The organism is Enterovibrio litoreus (assembly GCF_045679545.1).
In the GTDB taxonomy this organism is placed as follows: domain Bacteria; phylum Pseudomonadota; class Gammaproteobacteria; order Enterobacterales; family Vibrionaceae; genus Enterovibrio.
Genome location: NZ_CP166194.1, coordinates 3,234,110 through 3,251,325 on the forward strand (window position 1 = coordinate 3,234,110; position 17,216 = coordinate 3,251,325).

The following is a 17,216-nucleotide window of genomic DNA, read 5'->3' on the forward strand; positions in this document are numbered from 1 at the left end:
GCAATTTTCTTTGAGTTGTTTGCTTCTTGACAGCTCCCTTTCTCACACTCAATCGTCATAAAAGAGAAATAAAAAACGCCGCTCGGAAGACCGAGCGGCGTTTTCAATCAGAAGTCAGCAGACTTCAGGCATTCAACGATTAGTGCGAGCCGCAACCGCCGCCACAACACTCGTGGTCGTCACCTTTGTCTTCGCCACCACAACAGCCACCTTCGTGGTCATGATCATGGTGACCGCCACAACCACCTTCTTGGTGAATGTGACCATGAGCGATTTCTTCTTCGGTTGCTGCACGTAGCTCAACAACTTCCACGTCAAACGTCAGTGTTTGGCCAGCCAGCATGTGGTTACCGTCAACAACAACTTCGTCGCCATCAACTTCTGTCACTTCTACTGGGATTTGACCTTGATCCGTATCCGCAAGGAAGCGCATGCCAACAGTGATCTCGTCAACGCCTTGGAATACGTCAGCAGGGACACGTTGAACCATTTCGTCCATGTGCTCGCCGTAAGCATCTTCCGGCGAAACAGTCACTTCAAATTTCTCGCCAATTTCACGGCCTTCCAGCGCGTTTTCTAGGCCGATGATCAGATTGTCGTGACCTTGCAGATATTGCAAAGGCATCTCTTTGGTTGAAGCATCAACCACGATACCGTCTTCGTTTTTCACTTGGTAAGCAATGCTTACTACCACGTCTTTAGTGACTTTCATCTTTACTCCGGAAGCGGTTATTTAAGTCTGGGTGCTGCCATGGCGAGTTTGCATCATGGCCACCTGCTTATTTCGGCGCCGATAATACAGAAATCTGCTCGCTACGACTATCACTGCGGTTTAAATATCCCTATCACTTGTGCGTCTTGCTGTTTATGTTCTGACTCAGAAGCTTCCGATGCTATGGGTGAGCGGCGGTCAGTATGGCCACATTTTACACATTCCACCACTTCCACGTGGTGTTCTTGCCACCAGCGCATGGTGTCATTCTCCTTGCAGGAGGGACAAGTGGCGCCAGCGATAAAACGTTTCTTGCTCATGTCATTCCTTGTACTTATTCCATCAACCACGGCTCTGAATTGACCGCATTCTTCTCGCGGCATTCGACGATGGCGTTTATTCTCGGTTCCAGCTTTGATGTCGCTCGGTATCCCCTTTCATTTCGAGGTCGAACAACTCTTCAAGCTCCAAACGGGCTTCTTTTGTTCTCGTAGCTGCCGATACATCATCACTGTGATGGGGCTGCATTTCATGCAATCGCATTTCATCCAACTTGCGGAAAAAAGCTTCAGCGCGTTTGGCTTTATACGGATGCATCCCTAACGCGATCAGTGTTTGCTTACCTAAATCCAATGCGCTTAAAAACGTTTCCCGCGCAAAACCGTCCACATTGTGACCCAGCAATTGGTTTGCTTCAACACGGCTGCGTGCCCGCGCCAACACTTTGAGATTAGGAAAATGATGCTGACAAAGCGCCACAATTTCCATCACCTCTTCCGGCGAATCGGCACAGACAATGATGGCCTCTGCCGATGCTGCTCCCGCCGCACGCAGCAAATCCAATTGTGTTGCATCGCCGTAATACACCTTGTAACCAAACTTACGCAACAACGCGATTTGCGAGGGGTCGCGCTCAAGAATGGTCAGCTTAATTTTATTGGCAAAGAGCAATCGCCCGACCACCTGTCCAAAACGGCCAAATCCGGTGATAATCACTCGCCCACCTTCATCATCAAACTGTTCGTTTTCTGGCAACGACACGTCTGCATTAATGGTGCGTGCAAACCATTTATTTTGCAGCATCAGCAAGATGGGTGTTGTCATCATCGACAAGCTTACGACCACCAACAAGAAAGCATTGAGATCAGGGTCTAGCAAGCCTTCACCACGTGCGGCGGTGAAAAGTACGAATGCAAACTCGCCGCCCTGACTGAGCAGAAGCGCCACCTGACTTCTCGATTTCGCGCTGCCGCCAAACATGCGAACCAATCCATATATGATGGCGGCTTTCACGCTGATCAAGGCCACAACAGCACCTAATATTTCAATCGGGTATTCGAGTAATAAACCCAAATCGACGGCCATTCCGACTGCGATAAAAAACAGACCGAGCAACAAGCCTTTAAATGGCTCAATGGCAATTTCAAGCTCATGGCGATATTCACTTTCGGCTAGCAGCACACCCGCGAGAAACGTACCCAGTGCCATCGATAAGCCCAACGCCTGCATACCAAGCGCAAACCCCATTACCAGCAAGAGGGCAGCAATGGTAAACATTTCCTTTACGCGACTCATCACAACCCAACGTAACAGAGGCCGTAACAGGTAATGTCCGCCCACCAACAAAAGAACAACGGCAACGAGCATAATGACCACATCTAGCCAACTGCCACTGGCGCCACCTGCCAAAGCAGGTAACACCGCCAGCATTGGGATCACCGCAATATCTTGAAACAGCAGCACAGCAAACGCCGATTGCCCGGCTTCAATGCGCATCATGCGTTGCTCTTCAATGATGCGCATGGCAATAGCCGTCGACGAAAGGGCAAGCCCCATACCAACAATTAGGGCGTCCACGTTAGAGGCGCCAAACATTGCAACCACCAAGCCGATAACCACGGCGCTAATCATCACCTGACTACCGCCTAACCCCAAGATCGGCTTACGCATTTGCAGCAACTTCTTCGGGTTCAGCTCAAGACCAATGAGGAACAAGAGCAACACCACGCCCAATTCGGCGAAGTGCAAGATGGCTTCCACATCGCTGATAAGGCCAAGCCCCCAAGGGCCAATCACCACACCCGCGATAAGATAACCAAGCACAGATCCTATCCCAAGGCGCTGAGCTAACGGAACTGCAACTACGGCAGCAGCTAAAAAGATAAGGGCATCAAGAAGGAAGTTATGCTCCATTACACGACCTCCGAAACTGGGTTACACAGCCAATCAGCGTAAAGCTCTGCATGGGCATTTCTGTCGTCATCGGTCACCCTGCGTGCCCAGTGCAGAACCATAGGGTCAACCCAGCGCATCTGGCAAAGTAGCGCGGTGAGTTCAAATGGCTGCAGCAACTCCTCCATGCTGTATTTGTTATAGCCTGTTTGACTGAATGCTTCAGCAGCACCGCCGGTGGTGATCACAAATCGACATGTCTTTCCAGCCAGCGCGTTTCCGCCGCCGTGTGCAAAGCCTTTGCCAAGTACCACATCAATCCACTCTTTGAGCAAAGAAGGGCAAGAATACATTTGCAAAGGATGTTGAAACACAATTACATCATGGGCGAGCAAAAGCTCTCGCTCATGGTGAACGTCAATAATAAAGTCGGGGTACGTGGCATAAAGGTCGTGAATTGTCACATGTTCTAACTGACGGGCGGTATCAATCAGGCGCTTATTCGCGACTGATTCATGAGGGTCAGGGTGGGCAAACAGGATCAATACCTTTGACCGGAAAAACGACGTCGTCTTGGTTTCCATTTTACAGCAAATTCCTATCTCACTGTGATTGGTAACTATCTCACAGGCAAAAAGCATTTCGAGGTTATTCGGGTATAACGCAATATTTTTTATCGTCTTTTTATGATGACACAAAACGCCTTATCATGAGGCACTCTCTGTATCCTCTCCACCATACGGTAAATATGGCATCTTTTCATCGCCTCACGCGATCACGTCTTAAGTAAACTCCTGGCCTATGGTATAACTGCGCCAGAATTCTCCACTTCAAAGCATACGGCTGGGGCCGTCAGTTGTCATGATAACACTCTCAGATATTCAGCTTCTTCGCGGCGGCAAACCGCTACTTAATCAAGCGTCGGCCACGATCCACCCCGGTGATAAAGTCGGCCTGGTGGGTAAAAATGGCTGCGGTAAATCGACCCTTTTTGCACTGCTAAAAGGCGAACTATCTCTCGACGCAGGAAGCTGCAACTTCCCAAGTGGTTGGCAACTGGCGTGGGTCGCGCAAGAAACGCCAGCCTTAGAGCGTGAAGCCGTTGAATACGTCATTGACGGTGATCGTGAATACCGTGCGCTAGAAGCGGCACTGCGTCACGCTGAAGCGATTGATGATGGCCACCAAGCTGCGGTCATCCACGACAAGATTGATGCCGTGGGTGGTTACAGCATTCGAGCCCGCGCTTCAGAGCTCTTAGACGGCTTGGGTTTCAGCCAAGAGCAAATGCAGTGGAATTTGACGCAGTTCTCGGGCGGCTGGCGTATGCGTCTTAACCTTGCTCAGGCACTGCTTTGTCGCTCAGACCTTCTGCTACTCGATGAACCCACCAACCACCTCGATTTAGACGCGGTGATGTGGTTAGAGAAATGGCTGCAGAACTATCGTGGCACGCTAGTTTTGATTTCCCATGACCGTGATTTTCTTGATCCTGTGGTCAATCGCATCATCCATATCGAAAACGATTTGTTGAACGAGTACACCGGCAACTATTCATCGTTCGAAACCATGCGCGCTGAAAAGCTGATGCTGCAACAATCTATGTATCAGAAGCAGAAAAAGCAAATGACACACATGCAGTCATACATTGATCGCTTCCGTTACAAAGCCAGCAAAGCGCGTCAAGCGCAAAGCCGCATCAAAGCGCTGGAACGCATGGAAAAGGTGCTGCCCGCTCAATTTGATAACCCGTTCAGTTTCGAGTTTCGCGAGCCAAGCGCCCTACCGAACCCCATTCTGATGATGAAAGATGTGGCGGCGGGCTATCCCAACAAGCTGATATTGGAAAAAATCCACCTTAACTTAGTGCCAGGTAGCCGTATCGGCCTATTGGGTCGTAACGGTGCAGGTAAATCAACGCTAATCAAACTTCTGTCTGGTGATTTACCAGCACAAGCAGGTGAGCTTCAATATTCACAAGGCGTGAAAATTGGCTACTTTGCACAGCATCAACTTGAAACGCTGCGTACCGACGAAACCCCACTGCAACACATGATGCGCCTTGCCCCTAAATCCACCGAACAGCAATTGCGTGACTACCTTGGTAGCTTTGGCTTTGTCGGCGAAAAAGCGTTAGATATCATTGGCCCGTTCTCTGGTGGCGAAAAAGCGCGTTTGGTACTGGCACTTATCGTATGGCAAAAGCCAAACCTGCTATTGCTCGATGAACCAACGAACCATTTAGACCTTGATATGCGTTCCGCGCTAACATTGGCGCTACAATCATTTGAAGGTGCGATGGTTATTGTCAGTCACGATCGTTACTTGCTGCGCGCCACGACCGATGATTTGTATCTGGTTCACGATCATCAAGTGTCGCAGTTCAACGGTGATTTGAATGACTATCACCAATGGTTGACCGAACAGCAACGTGCAGATCGTCGTCAGGAACAAGCAGAAAACGCCAAGCCTGTTGGCACAAACTCTCAAGCCGCGCGAAAAGAACAAAAACGTCTCGAAGCCGAGTTCCGCCGCCTGACTGCACCGATCCGTAAGAAAATTGACAGTCTAGACACAAAACTTGAAACCTACTCTGCCACAATCGCCGAAGTAGAATCAGCCCTTGCGGAACCTTCTATCTACGAAGCGACCAATAAAGACAAGCTGACAGAATTACTGCGCAAACAAGCAGATGCAAAATCGTCGCTGGAAGAGGTCGAACTGGAATGGATGGATCTTCAGGAACAACTGGAAGAGATGGACGCGGCACACCAAAACCGCTAAAAAACAATGCCACCGCCGATGGGCTGTGGCAGTTTTGCCTGCAACACTACAGTCAGCAGGAAGTGAAACATGCCTGCCTAAAACTTCAAGACCAGTTCAAAGGTAACGTCAATCTGGCGCTACTATTGGCATGGCTTGAAGATGCAGGCTTTTCACTCACCAACACCTCACTGGCTGCGCTTCGTCAGTCCATCACCCAATCTGAAACGCTGCTCAATCGCTATCGCCTTATGCGACGTGATCTTAAGCCTCAGCTATCACGCGGTGCTTACCAAAAAATGCTGAACTACGAATTGACGCTGGAAAAATTTCAACAACAAGTGCTACTCGCCTGCATCAATGAACAACCATGGCGAGTGAGTGGCCCTTCAGCACTTGAGATGTATTGCAGTCAGCTCGACCCTGCAGCCCGCTATCTTTATCCAACCTTGACCAAAGGTCTTCACGGCCTGACGGAATAACGCCGCTTTCTGTTACGCCCAAATAAAGAACAAGCATGATGCGGTTAATAAACCCATCACACGATTGAACACAATCCAGCTTCGTTCAGTAGGCAGCACTTTACCTACCCAGACTCCAAAGCCTGCCCACAATGAAGTCAGTGGAAAACCAACTGCCATAAAAATCAAAACAATCACCATGGCAGACCACCAGTAATCACCACCTGCGAGTGTGAATGTGCCCACAGCGCTTACTGCCATCGCCCACGCTTTGGGGTTCACGTACTGAAACGCGGCACCTTCAAGCAAAGTCATTGGACGCCTATCACTCAAATTTGCCTGATTCGGCGCACCTGCGTTGGCGATACGCCATGACAAAAGCAACAAATACGCGCTCGCCACCAGTTTCATCACCTGCTGAACCCATGGGAACATTTCAAACACTACCCCCAAGCCAGCAGCGACAACTGCGATGAGAGAGGCAACGCCAAGCGTAATGCCCACAAGGTGCGGCACAGTGCGACGATAACCAAAATTTGCCCCTGAGGCGGTCAGCATCATGTTGTTTGGCCCCGGAGTGCCTGTCATGGTGGCAGCGAATACCGCCAGTGTTGCTAGAAATGAAAGTTCCATCATGAATTGTCTCCCTGCTCACATTGTATCGATACAATCCATACGGTTTTGTTGAATAAATCGCCATTATCGGTCAAAATTCACGCTAACAGGGATCAGAGTTGCGATCAAAAGGTTTATTGTCACCATGACAATCATGAATATTGTGTTAGAGAGAGACGGCACGCCGATTTACCGTCAAATCGCGGATGCCATTGCAGGCAAAGTTCTCAGTAATGAGCTTGCCGCAGGTGCGAAACTACCTACCCACAGAGCGTTGGCTGATGCTTTGTCTGTCACTGTTGGCACGGTAACCCGAGCTTATGCCGAAGCAGAACGACGCGGTATTATCGAAGCCAAAGTCGGCGCGGGCACTTATGTCTGTGACAGCGACAAACCACATTGGACCTTTGCTAGCCCTGAACGTCCGGGAATCACCAGCTTTGGCTACAATGTGCCACCAGCCATTAATCGCGCCGATTTGTTTTCCGATGCTTTGCAGCAATTGGCCTCGCACCCCAATGAATTGAATAATCTGATGCTGTACCAACCACCCTCTGGCATTGTCCGCCACCGTGAGATTCTGTCGCAGTGGCTAGCGCAACACTCTGTGATTGCAGACGCCAACCGCTTACTGTTCTGCTCAGGCGCACAAAACGCCATGCAGCTTTGCTTACTTACCCTATGTCGCGCTGGTGATACCATTCTCGCTGACAAATTCACATATCCCGGCTTAATGAGCCTCGCGCGTCAACTTCAACTTACTGTCAAGCCTGTGGACATGGATGATGAAGGTATGTTGCCAGACTCGCTGCAAGCGGCCTGTCAGCAGTATCAACCGCGCATGGTGTACTTAACACCAACGCTTCAAAACCCTACCACCGCCATCATGAGCGAATCTCGCCGCAAGGCACTGATTAACGTGTGTCAAACTCAGCAATTAGTGATTGTCGAAGACGATGTCAACGGATTACTGCCGCGAGAGCGACCGCAGCCTTTTGTCAATCTGGCGCCAGATGATGTGATTTATATTGGCGGAATGGCGAAAACGTTGGCACCAGGGTTACGTTTGGGTTTTCTGCATCTGCCTGAGCGTTTCTACCCGCAATTTGTTAATGCACTGCAAAATCACAGTTGGATGATCAGCCCCTTGCTCACCGCCATGGCGGCGATCTTGTTGGAAAATGGCGGGGCAAACCAGATCCTAGAAACAATACGTACTGAAATGGAACAACGCTGGGCATTACTACAACAATATCTTGGCAATGCGGATCTGCGTTTTCATCCCAATGGTTTTCATGGTTGGTTACGACTCCCCGATGAATGGTCATTGAGCGAATTCCTCACTGCGTGTAAAGCGCAGGGGTTGGAGATCAAATCATCCGAGCTGTTTGTGCCAGCGGGATATTCAGCACCGCCTTGCGTGCGGATTGCAGTGAGTGCCCCCCCCAATCGAGAAACGCTGGAAAACGGCTGCCAGCAGCTGGCACAATTACTGGCCAATCCCCCGCTGTCCGAATTTGCAATGTGAGTGTGACCTTGATGACTGAAAATTTCGAGCCCATGAAATGGGGACGTAACCCCCACGTGCAAACACTGTTGCCTCGCTTTGTCAGACGCAAAGCCTTGTTTGAACCGATCTGGCAGCGCATAGATACCCCTGACGGTGACTTTCTCGATCTGTGCTGGACAGAGCCACCAGAACAAGCCCAAGGCAAACCTGTCGTTATTTTGTTTCATGGTTTGGCGGGATGCTTTTACAGCCCATACGCCAACGGCCTGCTCAACGCCTTCAAACAACAAGGTTGGCTCGGTGTCATGATGCATTTTCGAGGCTGTAGCGGTCTGATTAACCGCCAGCCACGCAGCTACCACTCAGGTGAAACCAGTGATGCGCGTTTTATGCTGGAATATATCCGCGAGCGCTTCCCCGATGTGCCGCGTGTGGCAACGGGTGTATCACTGGGCGGCAATATGTTGGTGCGTTACCTGGCTGAATTTAACCATGACCCACTGATTCATGCCGGTTGTGTGATCAGCCCACCTCTCGATTTAGCCGCCTGTTCATCGCGTATTCAGCTCGGGTTTTCCAAGGTTTATCAGGCTTACTTGCTGCGCTCAATGAATCGTACCCTGTCGAGAAAACTCGAACGCCACCCCGAAATTGGTCATTGGAAAAGTGGTCAGAAAGTGAAGATATCGACACTCTATGAGTTTGATAAAACCGTCACTGCACCGCTTCATGCCTTTGAGAGCGCCGAGCATTATTATCAGCAATGTAGTGGCTTAGACGTACTGCAAAACATCACCACGCCGCTGAAGGTGATTCATGCCAAAGACGACCCGTTCATGACAGAAGCGGTGATCCCAACACAGCCATTGCCAGAGAATATTGACTATCACCTAACGGAATACGGTGGTCATGTCGGATTTGTGTCAGGCTCACTCAATGCACCAGAGTTCTGGCTTGAGAAAGAAGTGCCACGCTGGTTGGCCCAGCACTTAAAATAACCACAATGAGCCAATCGCCGAACAAGCTTTCGCTGAACAAGCATCTTGAGGTAGCTCGAGAATATAGGTGTACAATGCCACCTTCCGCCACCGTTTTATGTTGTAGGTATCGCGATGATCATCCCTTGGCAAGAAATCCCAGAAGAGACCCTGAAAAACTTGGTTGAGCACTTTGTTCTGCGCGAAGGCACAGACTATGGTGAGCAAGAAGCCAGCTTCGATGAAAAAGTCGAGCAGGTCTATGCCCTGCTCAAGAACAAAGAAGCCATGGTGGTCTATTCTGAGTTGCACGAAACGGTCGATATCAAACACGCGCGATCACTTGGCGCTTAACGTCTGCTTGACCAAGACGTCACTCCCTGTTAATTGTTTGACATCATTTTAAAAATTGACAGGGTTTGTCATGTCTGCAAAACACCCTATTATTGCAGTCACCGGTTCATCTGGGGCAGGAACTACTACCACTTCCGACGCATTTCGGAAGATATTCAATATGATGGACATCCGCGCTGCCTGGGTTGAAGGCGACAGCTTTCACCGTTTTACACGTCCGGAAATGGACGTTGAAATTCGCAAGGCCAGAGAGCAAGGACGGCACATCAGCTATTTTGGCCCTCAAGCCAATGATTTCCCAAGGCTCGAATCATTCTTCGATGAATATGGTAAACACGGTACGGGAAAATTCCGCCGCTATTTACATACCTTTGATGAAGCCGTGCCTTATAACCAAATGCCAGGTACGTTTACAGCATGGCAAGATTTGCCTGAGAATAACGACTTGATGTTCTATGAAGGGCTTCACGGTGGTATTGCCGACGGCGAAATTAACGTGGCTCAGCATGTTGATTTGCTCATTGGCATGGTGCCGATCGTGAACCTTGAATGGATTCAGAAATTTGTTCGCGACACGCGCGACCGCGGCCACTCGCGAGAGGCTGTGATGGATTCTATCGTGCGATCAATGGACGATTATCTTAACTACATCACGCCGCAGTTTAGTCGCACACACATTAACTTCCAGCGCGTCCCAACGGTTGATACTTCTAACCCACTCAACGCCAAAGGCATTCCAAGCCTCGATGAGAGTTTTGTCGTCATACGTTTTCGCGGCATCAAGAAAGTGGATTTCCCTTATTTGCTGGCCGTGATCCAAGGCTCTTTCATGTCACGACATGACACCTTAGTTGTGCCTGGGGGCAAAATGAGCTTCGCCATGGAGTTGATCATCCAACCGCTTATTCAGCAGTTAATTGAAACAGGCAAGATAAGCTAAACCCGCGAGAGCCTCCCCTTTTCTTGTATGAAGATCTTGGCAACCCATTGATAAACAGTTAATAGCAAAACAAAGGAGGTCGTGCCCTCCTTTGTTTTATAGTCACTTCCAACAAAACCGCAAACACGCCATTAAGCCGCTTCACGAATCTCATAAGAGTGGGTCATTTCAATACCGGCACCCAGCATCAAACACACCGAGCAGTATTTCTCTAGGCTGTCTTTAACCGCAGAAGCCACCAATGCTTCATCCAACGCAGTCCCTGTCACCACAAAGTGAATATTGATATGGGTGAACAAGCGCGGTGCTTGCTCCCGGCGCTCAGCAGTAAGTTCAGCTTCACAATATAATACTGCTTGATTAGCCGCTTTAAGCGCTGCAACCACGTCGACAGAGCTGCATCCACCAGCTCCCATCAATACCATTTCCATTGGACTTGGCGCTTTTTCTCCACCATTGCCATCCATGACGATGCTATGGCCTGAATTCGATTGTCCTAGGAAGGTCTCTTTTCCGCACCACTTGACGCTTGCTCGCATCTATTTCTCCTGTTTACTTTCAGTGTCGTGATCTTGTCCACGTTTTTAGCCTTTAATAGGGGGGGAAGTCCATATCAAAATCAAGAAATCGTGCTGGAAAAAGGATAAACTCAATGACTCAAACAGAGAGCTTGTAGCCTGACGGTTGACACTTTATGCTATCCCACGGACTTGTGCCGCAGGACGGTGGGCTAAGGAAGACTCATCAGGCAACAACTGCAGAGGAAATGAGAGATATGGTTCCAGGAAAACCTCAAACAGACCCAACACTAGAGTGGTTCCTTTCACACTGCCACATTCATAAGTACCCATCAAAAAGTACGCTGATTCATGCTGGTGAGAAAGCTGAAACGCTTTATTACATCGTGAAAGGCTCTGTGGCTGTACTTATCAAGGATGAAGAAGGCAAAGAGATGATCCTTTCTTACCTCAACCAGGGCGACTTCATTGGCGAACTTGGTCTATTTGAGGAAGATCAGGAGCGTACAGCTTGGGTTCGCGCTAAATCTCCATGCGAAGTTGCTGAAATCTCATTCAAGAAGTTCCGTCAGCTGATTCAAGTGAATCCGGACATTTTGATGCGCCTTTCTTCTCAGATGGCTCGTCGTCTGCAAATCACTAGCCAAAAAGTAGGTGACTTAGCATTCCTAGATGTGACGGGTCGTATCGCGCAAACATTGCTTAACCTGGCGAAACAGCCAGATGCTATGACTCACCCAGACGGTATGCAAATCAAGATCACCCGTCAGGAAATCGGTCAAATCGTGGGTTGCTCACGTGAAACCGTTGGTCGTATTTTGAAGATGCTGGAAGAGCAGAACCTCATTTCTGCACACGGTAAAACTATTGTGGTTTACGGCACTCGCTAAGCATTATTGCTTTGAAATGAAAGCCACCGTTTACGGTGGCTTTTTTGTTTGAGCCTGATCACTATCACGCCAAAATTCCCACAAAACCCATTTCTCAGTGCTACCTTTCAAAGCAAAGCATGTATACATTTACGTGCAACGTTTTTGCGATGATGGAGCATCGATATGGACATGGAACACCTAGTGTTTAGTCATACCAACACGACACCGGCTCTTGTTCCTTGGGGTCAAGTCAGCACCGAATTGACGGGTTTTACTGGCGTATCTCACTATCATCTACAACGCATGCTCGGCGATGACGGACGAAAATCAGTACCGCCGTCTCACGAAGAATGGCCTTCAAGCTTACTGTCAGAACCCAGCTAATCTGCACTCCCCTAAAATCCTCAAAGGGGCAGTAGTGATTGAGCACTGGACGATGACTTACTGATCGGTACTTTCAAATATTTTATCTGCAGAAGCCTCAACAAAACCTTGATACAGGCTGCCATCTGGTAACGGATAACGTTTTGCAAACTCGTAAAAACCACCTGGAATATTCAGATCGCCATCACTGAAGTTTACCGTCACCTTATCGGCCATGGTCGATGATTGCTCCAAACGCACTTGCGGATCCCCTTTCACTTCACCGCCAGATTCATTAATCGCAAAACCTGAATCACGCAGCAATTTGTTCACCTCCATCACCTCATGAAGTGTACTCAACTGATTAACACTCACCGTAAAGTGATTAGCGCCAAATCCATGAGCAGACAGCCAACCTGCATATTCACTTTCCGCTGCGAGCTGTTGATAGGTTGCGGTGTCAATACTCCACAAACGACCACTATACAAGAACGCGGGATCATTAAGTGCCGTGTCATCTACCTGATCAACCAAGGCACGAACAGCCTGTTGCAGTTCTGTGGAGCACTGCCCTACCAAAAGCTCACTGATAAACACCTTAGGTGCATCAGGGTGAGGATGCTCATAATGGCGCGCGAACAATTTCTTCGCTTTAAAATGGTATTCCCCCATAGGGACATAGCCAATCGCAATAAACGGCGCAGCCAAGCGATCTAGCCCTACTTTAGGGAGCGCGAAGGTGCGTAATGCAATGTGGTCATTAAGAAGCGGAGTGCCTTCTTCCAACAACGCATGCACTTTCGCCGCCGACGGGCATAACCTATCGATATAGTCTTTCCAAAGCCCATCAAATAAAGCCTGAACGCGTTCCATCACATCCTCCTACATTGAGTGTTCGCAGTTATTATTGGTGATCGGTTGTTGCTGTTTTATCGCTACAACGACAGCCCAGGGCTGAGCTGATCAGGTAAGGACACATCCTCCCCTTCCATTGACGCCATCGGGTAGGCGCAATAGTCAGCGGCATAGTATGCACTTGGGCGTAAATTGCCTGACGCACCCGGCCCACCAAATGGCGCATCGCCACTCGCACCGGTTAGTTGGCGATTGCGGTTAACGATGCCGGCGCGAATATGGTCAAGGAAATATGCCCACTCTTCATCATCGGTAGAAATTAACCCTGCTGACAAACCGTAGCGCGTGTCATTGGCAAACGTCACGGCCTGCGCGAGCGTGTCATAACGCACAACTTGCAATAGCGGGCCAAAGTACTCTTCATCGGGTAATTGGGCGACTTGGCTCACTTCAATAATACCTGGAGTGACCACAGCATCATGCAGCAACTGAGCTTTGAGAAGCGGTTCCCCACCCAGCGATTCAAGGTTATCCTGCGCAGCAAGAATGCCTTCAGCGGCGCGAACAGAGATTTGTGACCCCATGAACGAGGCGGGTTCATCAAACTGGCCACCCACTTTGATGTTTTTGGTCATCTCAACCAAACGCGCAAGCAATGCGTCGCCGCGTTCGCCTTTCGGCACATAGAGACGACGGGCACAGGTACAGCGCTGCCCAGCACTGATAAATGCGGATTGAATGATGGTATACACCGTGGCATCAAGATCGCCGTATTGATCGGAAATCACCATCGGGTTGTTTCCACCCATTTCTAGCGCCAACATTTTGCCCGGCTCTCCGGCAAATTGACGATGAAGGATATGCCCCGTGTTTGCGCTACCAGTGAATAAAAGGCCATCGATGCCTTTAGATTGTGCCAGCGCCTCGCCCGTTTCACGGCCGCCCTGCACCATGTTAAGCACGCCTTTCGGTAACCCAGCTTCAATCCATAGTTTAATGGTTTCTTCCGCCGTTTTCGGTGTGAGATCCGAAGGTTTAAATACCACGGTATTCCCCGCCAACAACGCAGGAACAATATGACCGTTTGGTAAATGACCGGGGAAGTTATAGGGACCAAAGACGGCCATCACGCCCAATGGACGATGGCGTAATACCGCTTGCGTACCTGCTACGTCTTTACTGCGCTCACCAGTGCGCTCTTGATAAGCACGCAGTGAGATGGCAATTTTACCCACCATGGCCGCTGCTTCTGTGCGCGTTTCCCACAAAGGCTTGCCCGTTTCTTCAGCAATCACTCGCGCCATGTGTTCGCTGTTGTCTTTTAGCTTCTGAGCAAAGCGCTCAACCAGCGCCTGACGCTCTGACAAAGCGGTATGCTTCCATGTCACAAACGCTTCTCGCGCGGCAGTCACTGCGGCTTCCACCTGCAAAGGTGTGGCCGCTTTTCCTTGCCAGATAGACTCACTGTTAAAAGGGTTCAGTGAATCAAACATCTCGCCATCACCAGCGATAGGCTGGTTATCAATCCATTGTGTCATCATCTACTCCTACACAGACACGAGTCGCACGTTATCGCCATTTTTGACGTTAAGTGCATCGGCGACTTCTTGGCTGATCAACGCTTCATTGCGCTCTTCGTCCACGCCAATTTTGGCGGACGTGGCGCGGAAATTCTGGAAATCACTGTTACAAATCAGGTAATCCTGCGCACTGCTGTGCTCTGCAATCTTGACTCTTGCGGTGAACGAGCGGCGAATGGAATCAATATTTTGACGCAGACACTCAACAGTCGGGCCCGCATCAAAAATGTCTACGTAGCCACGGCAAGTGAACCCTTCTTTTTCAAGTAAACGCAGTGCTGGGCGGGTTTTTTCGTGCACTTGACCAATCACAGCCCGTGCTTCTGGGCTCAACAAACTGACGTAAATCGGCAGCTTTGGCATCAAATCGGCGATAAAGCCTTTCTGACCTGTGCCTGTCAGGTAGTCAGCCAGCGTGAAATCAATCGAGAAGAAGTGCTCTTTTAGCCATGCCCAGAAAGGCGAGTTCCCGTCTTCATCTGACACGCCGCGCATCTCTGCGAAGATCACGTCTGAAAATTTCTCCGGGAACTGCGCCAACATCAGAAAGCGACATTTAGACAACAGTTTGCCGTTCAATCCTGCACGATACTCAGGACGAAGGAACAAGGTACAAATCTCAGTCGCACCGGTGTAGTTATTGCCAAAGGTCAGCACCTCGACCACATTGTGCACATTGAGTCTGCGCGAATGGTGGACGATTTTACTGATGTGGTAGCTGTAGAAGGGATTGTCCATCCCAATGGCGGCTTCAATGCCCGTCGTGCCCGCGACTTCTCCGGTTTCGGTATCTTCTGCCACCATGAGGTAGCCTTCGATTCCCGGCGCTTGTGCGTTAAGGTCAAAACTATGCAGTGAATGATCAATCCGGCCTTTTAGCAGACCTTCATCCACAGGCAACGAGGTAAAACCGTGCCCTGATTCTTCCGCGCATAACATTAGCGCATCAAAATCAGTTTCCTTAATGGGACGAATTACCAGCATCTTACTTCCTCCTGATGCAATGGGTGGTCAAAATGGCGCGGCAATTAAGCCGCCGCCAGTTTCGCCAGAGCGCGATCCAGACGCGCCAAACCTTCTTCTACTTCTTCTTTGCTAATCACAAGCGATGGCGTCATACGCACAACATTGGTGCCAGCCACCAGCAGCAGCAAACCTTCGTCACCAGCAGCCAGCAAGACATCACGCGCGCGACCTTGCCATTTTTCATTGAGTGCCGCGCCAATCAACAAGCCTTTGCCGCGTATCTCGCTGAACATGTCATATTTCGCATTCAACGCTTCAAGACCGTCACGGAACCAACCTTCACGTTCTTTCACACCCGCCAGCACTTCTGGCTTGCTCACTTCGTTTACGACCGCTTCTGCCACGGCACACGCCAGCGGGTTACCGCCGTAGGTTGAACCGTGCGTACCCACTTTCATGTGTGCTGCCAGCACTTCAGTGGTCAGCATGGCGCCGATAGGGAAACCGCCGCCGAGCGATTTCGCGGTGCTCAGGATGTCTGGTGTCACGCCCGTTTGCTCGTACGCATAGAAAGTCCCCGTACGACCGTTCCCGGTTTGGACTTCATCAAAAATAAGCAATGCGTTGTGCTTGTCACACAGTTCGCGCACACCTTGTAAGAAGTCAGCGTCTGCTGACACGATGCCGCCCTCACCTTGCAAAGGCTCCATCATAATGGCGCAGGTTTTATCCGACATGGCCGCAGCGAGTGCACCAAGATCGTTATACGGAAGATGCGTTACATTGCCCGGCTTTGGACCAAAACCGTCTGAGTAAGCCGCTTGGCCACCAACTGTTACGGTAAAGAAAGTACGACCATGGAAGCCTTGGGTGAAGGCGATGATTTCACTCTTCTCTTGGCCATGCTCTTCCACTGCCCAACGGCGTGCTAATTTCAACGCCGCTTCATTGGCTTCCGCCCCTGAGTTTGCAAAAAACACACGGTCCGCAAAGCTCACTTCCGTCAGCTTTTTCGCCAGACGCAACGCAGGCGCATTGGTCATGACATTACTCAGATGCCACAGCTTGTCTGCTTGTTCTTTTAGCGCATTCACCATCACTGGGTGGCAGTGGCCAAGACAGCTCACCGCAATCCCGCCAGCAAAGTCGATATATTCACGATCTTCTTGATCCCAGATACGCGAGCCTTGGCCTCTATCTGGAATCATTGTCATCGGTGCGTAACACGGCACCATTACTTCATCGAACAATTTACGTTCTACTTTATGTTCGGCTGTCATCGCTCATATCCTTCTGTCGATTCTGCTTTAAGCATAGTATTTACATTTCATTAACTACATCAATAGCAGAAAATATCAAACCCTTAGGCTGTAAAGAGGGGGAAATTCATCACAGTGCCATAGTTATGCGCAATTCCACGGAAATGATTAATAGAGCAAGAGGTAAGAGTGTCTTTCCTAGCGGGAAACAAAGCAAAAGAGGCGTAGTGAAAATGAATAAGGTTTCACTGTGAACGGTGCGAAAACAGTGCGATTAAAATGTAAATTTAGTGATGCCG

The 17,216-nt window shown here is 49.7% G+C and carries 18 protein-coding genes; 8 read left to right on the forward strand and 10 right to left on the reverse strand.

Annotated elements, in window-relative coordinates; all coding sequences use genetic code 11:
- Positions 1 to 139: 139 nt before the first annotated feature.
- The 4 genes from slyD to kefG form a co-directional block, all read right to left on the reverse strand.
- Complete coding sequence (slyD, locus tag AB8599_RS14495; RefSeq protein WP_407331574.1) at positions 140 to 712, reverse strand: peptidylprolyl isomerase; 573 nt, start codon at positions 710 to 712, stop codon at positions 140 to 142.
- A 110-nt stretch (positions 713 to 822) separates the two neighbouring features.
- Complete coding sequence (locus AB8599_RS14500) at positions 823 to 1,032, reverse strand: YheV family putative zinc ribbon protein (protein ID WP_407331575.1); 210 nt, start codon at positions 1,030 to 1,032, stop codon at positions 823 to 825.
- Between the two features lie 76 nt (positions 1,033 to 1,108).
- On the reverse strand, positions 1,109 to 2,905 hold the full coding sequence (gene kefB, locus AB8599_RS14505; protein ID WP_407331576.1) for a glutathione-regulated potassium-efflux system protein KefB: 1,797 nt from the start codon (positions 2,903 to 2,905) through the stop codon (positions 1,109 to 1,111).
- Positions 2,905 to 3,468 (reverse strand): glutathione-regulated potassium-efflux system ancillary protein KefG, encoded by a 564-nt coding sequence (gene kefG / locus AB8599_RS14510; RefSeq protein ID WP_407331577.1) that lies wholly within the window; start codon positions 3,466 to 3,468, stop codon positions 2,905 to 2,907. Before kefG ends, kefB begins: the two co-directional genes overlap by 1 nt.
- Before the next feature lie 277 nt (positions 3,469 to 3,745).
- Between kefG and AB8599_RS14515 the strand changes: the two genes are divergently transcribed.
- Both AB8599_RS14515 and AB8599_RS14520 read left to right on the forward strand, forming a co-directional pair.
- Positions 3,746 to 5,668 (forward strand): ABC transporter ATP-binding protein, encoded by a 1,923-nt coding sequence (locus tag AB8599_RS14515; RefSeq protein WP_407331578.1) that lies wholly within the window; start codon positions 3,746 to 3,748, stop codon positions 5,666 to 5,668.
- Positions 5,611 to 6,129, forward strand: a complete 519-nt coding sequence (locus tag AB8599_RS14520) for a TIGR02444 family protein (RefSeq protein WP_407331579.1) — start codon at positions 5,611 to 5,613, stop codon at positions 6,127 to 6,129. The genes AB8599_RS14515 and AB8599_RS14520 overlap by 58 nt, the downstream gene beginning before the upstream one ends.
- Before the next feature lie 12 nt (positions 6,130 to 6,141).
- Here AB8599_RS14520 and AB8599_RS14525 read toward each other — a convergent pair whose 3' ends face one another.
- Positions 6,142 to 6,744, reverse strand: a complete 603-nt coding sequence (locus AB8599_RS14525; protein WP_407331580.1) for a LysE family translocator — start codon at positions 6,742 to 6,744, stop codon at positions 6,142 to 6,144.
- A gap of 124 nt (positions 6,745 to 6,868) precedes the next feature.
- Between AB8599_RS14525 and AB8599_RS14530 the strand changes: the two genes are divergently transcribed.
- The 4 genes from AB8599_RS14530 to AB8599_RS14545 all read left to right on the forward strand — a co-directional run bounded on the left by AB8599_RS14530 (position 6,869) and on the right by AB8599_RS14545 (position 10,504).
- Positions 6,869 to 8,251: a PLP-dependent aminotransferase family protein gene (locus AB8599_RS14530; RefSeq protein WP_407331581.1), complete on the forward strand. Its 1,383-nt coding sequence runs from the start codon at positions 6,869 to 6,871 to the stop codon at positions 8,249 to 8,251.
- Positions 8,252 to 8,262: 11 nt separating this feature from the next.
- On the forward strand, positions 8,263 to 9,231 hold the full coding sequence (locus AB8599_RS14535; protein WP_407331582.1) for a hydrolase: 969 nt from the start codon (positions 8,263 to 8,265) through the stop codon (positions 9,229 to 9,231).
- 114 nt (positions 9,232 to 9,345) lie between these two features.
- Complete coding sequence (locus AB8599_RS14540) at positions 9,346 to 9,564, forward strand: YheU family protein (protein WP_407331583.1); 219 nt, start codon at positions 9,346 to 9,348, stop codon at positions 9,562 to 9,564.
- A gap of 70 nt (positions 9,565 to 9,634) precedes the next feature.
- A complete protein-coding gene (locus AB8599_RS14545) occupies positions 9,635 to 10,504 on the forward strand; it encodes a phosphoribulokinase (protein WP_407331584.1) in 870 nt (289 codons plus the stop codon).
- 131 nt (positions 10,505 to 10,635) lie between these two features.
- On the opposite strand, the gene AB8599_RS14550 is transcribed toward AB8599_RS14545, so the two are convergent.
- The gene (locus tag AB8599_RS14550) at positions 10,636 to 11,043 is read right to left on the reverse strand and encodes an OsmC family protein (RefSeq protein ID WP_407331585.1); all 408 of its coding nucleotides are present in this window, start codon (positions 11,041 to 11,043) and stop codon (positions 10,636 to 10,638) included.
- A gap of 236 nt (positions 11,044 to 11,279) precedes the next feature.
- Between AB8599_RS14550 and crp the strand changes: the two genes are divergently transcribed.
- Both crp and AB8599_RS14560 read left to right on the forward strand, forming a co-directional pair.
- A complete protein-coding gene (gene crp / locus AB8599_RS14555; RefSeq protein ID WP_016961983.1) occupies positions 11,280 to 11,912 on the forward strand; it encodes a cAMP-activated global transcriptional regulator CRP in 633 nt (210 codons plus the stop codon).
- Between the two features lie 165 nt (positions 11,913 to 12,077).
- On the forward strand, positions 12,078 to 12,278 hold the full coding sequence (locus tag AB8599_RS14560; RefSeq protein WP_407331586.1) for a hypothetical protein: 201 nt from the start codon (positions 12,078 to 12,080) through the stop codon (positions 12,276 to 12,278).
- Positions 12,279 to 12,335: 57 nt separating this feature from the next.
- Here the strand turns inward: AB8599_RS14560 and AB8599_RS14565 are convergent, their stop codons facing one another.
- The 4 genes from AB8599_RS14565 to AB8599_RS14580 form a co-directional block, all read right to left on the reverse strand.
- Positions 12,336 to 13,130 (reverse strand): DUF1338 domain-containing protein, encoded by a 795-nt coding sequence (locus tag AB8599_RS14565; protein ID WP_407331587.1) that lies wholly within the window; start codon positions 13,128 to 13,130, stop codon positions 12,336 to 12,338.
- 62 nt (positions 13,131 to 13,192) lie between these two features.
- Entirely contained in the window at positions 13,193 to 14,650 is a 1,458-nt protein-coding gene (astD, locus tag AB8599_RS14570; RefSeq protein WP_407331588.1) for a succinylglutamate-semialdehyde dehydrogenase, read from the reverse strand.
- 9 nt (positions 14,651 to 14,659) lie between these two features.
- Positions 14,660 to 15,676 carry an arginine N-succinyltransferase gene (gene astA, locus AB8599_RS14575; protein WP_407331589.1) on the reverse strand — a complete coding sequence of 339 codons (1,017 nt, stop codon included), beginning with the start codon at positions 15,674 to 15,676 and terminating at the stop codon, positions 14,660 to 14,662.
- A gap of 44 nt (positions 15,677 to 15,720) precedes the next feature.
- On the reverse strand, positions 15,721 to 16,938 hold the full coding sequence (locus AB8599_RS14580) for an aspartate aminotransferase family protein (protein ID WP_407331590.1): 1,218 nt from the start codon (positions 16,936 to 16,938) through the stop codon (positions 15,721 to 15,723).
- Between the last annotated feature and the right edge of the window lie 278 nt (positions 16,939 to 17,216).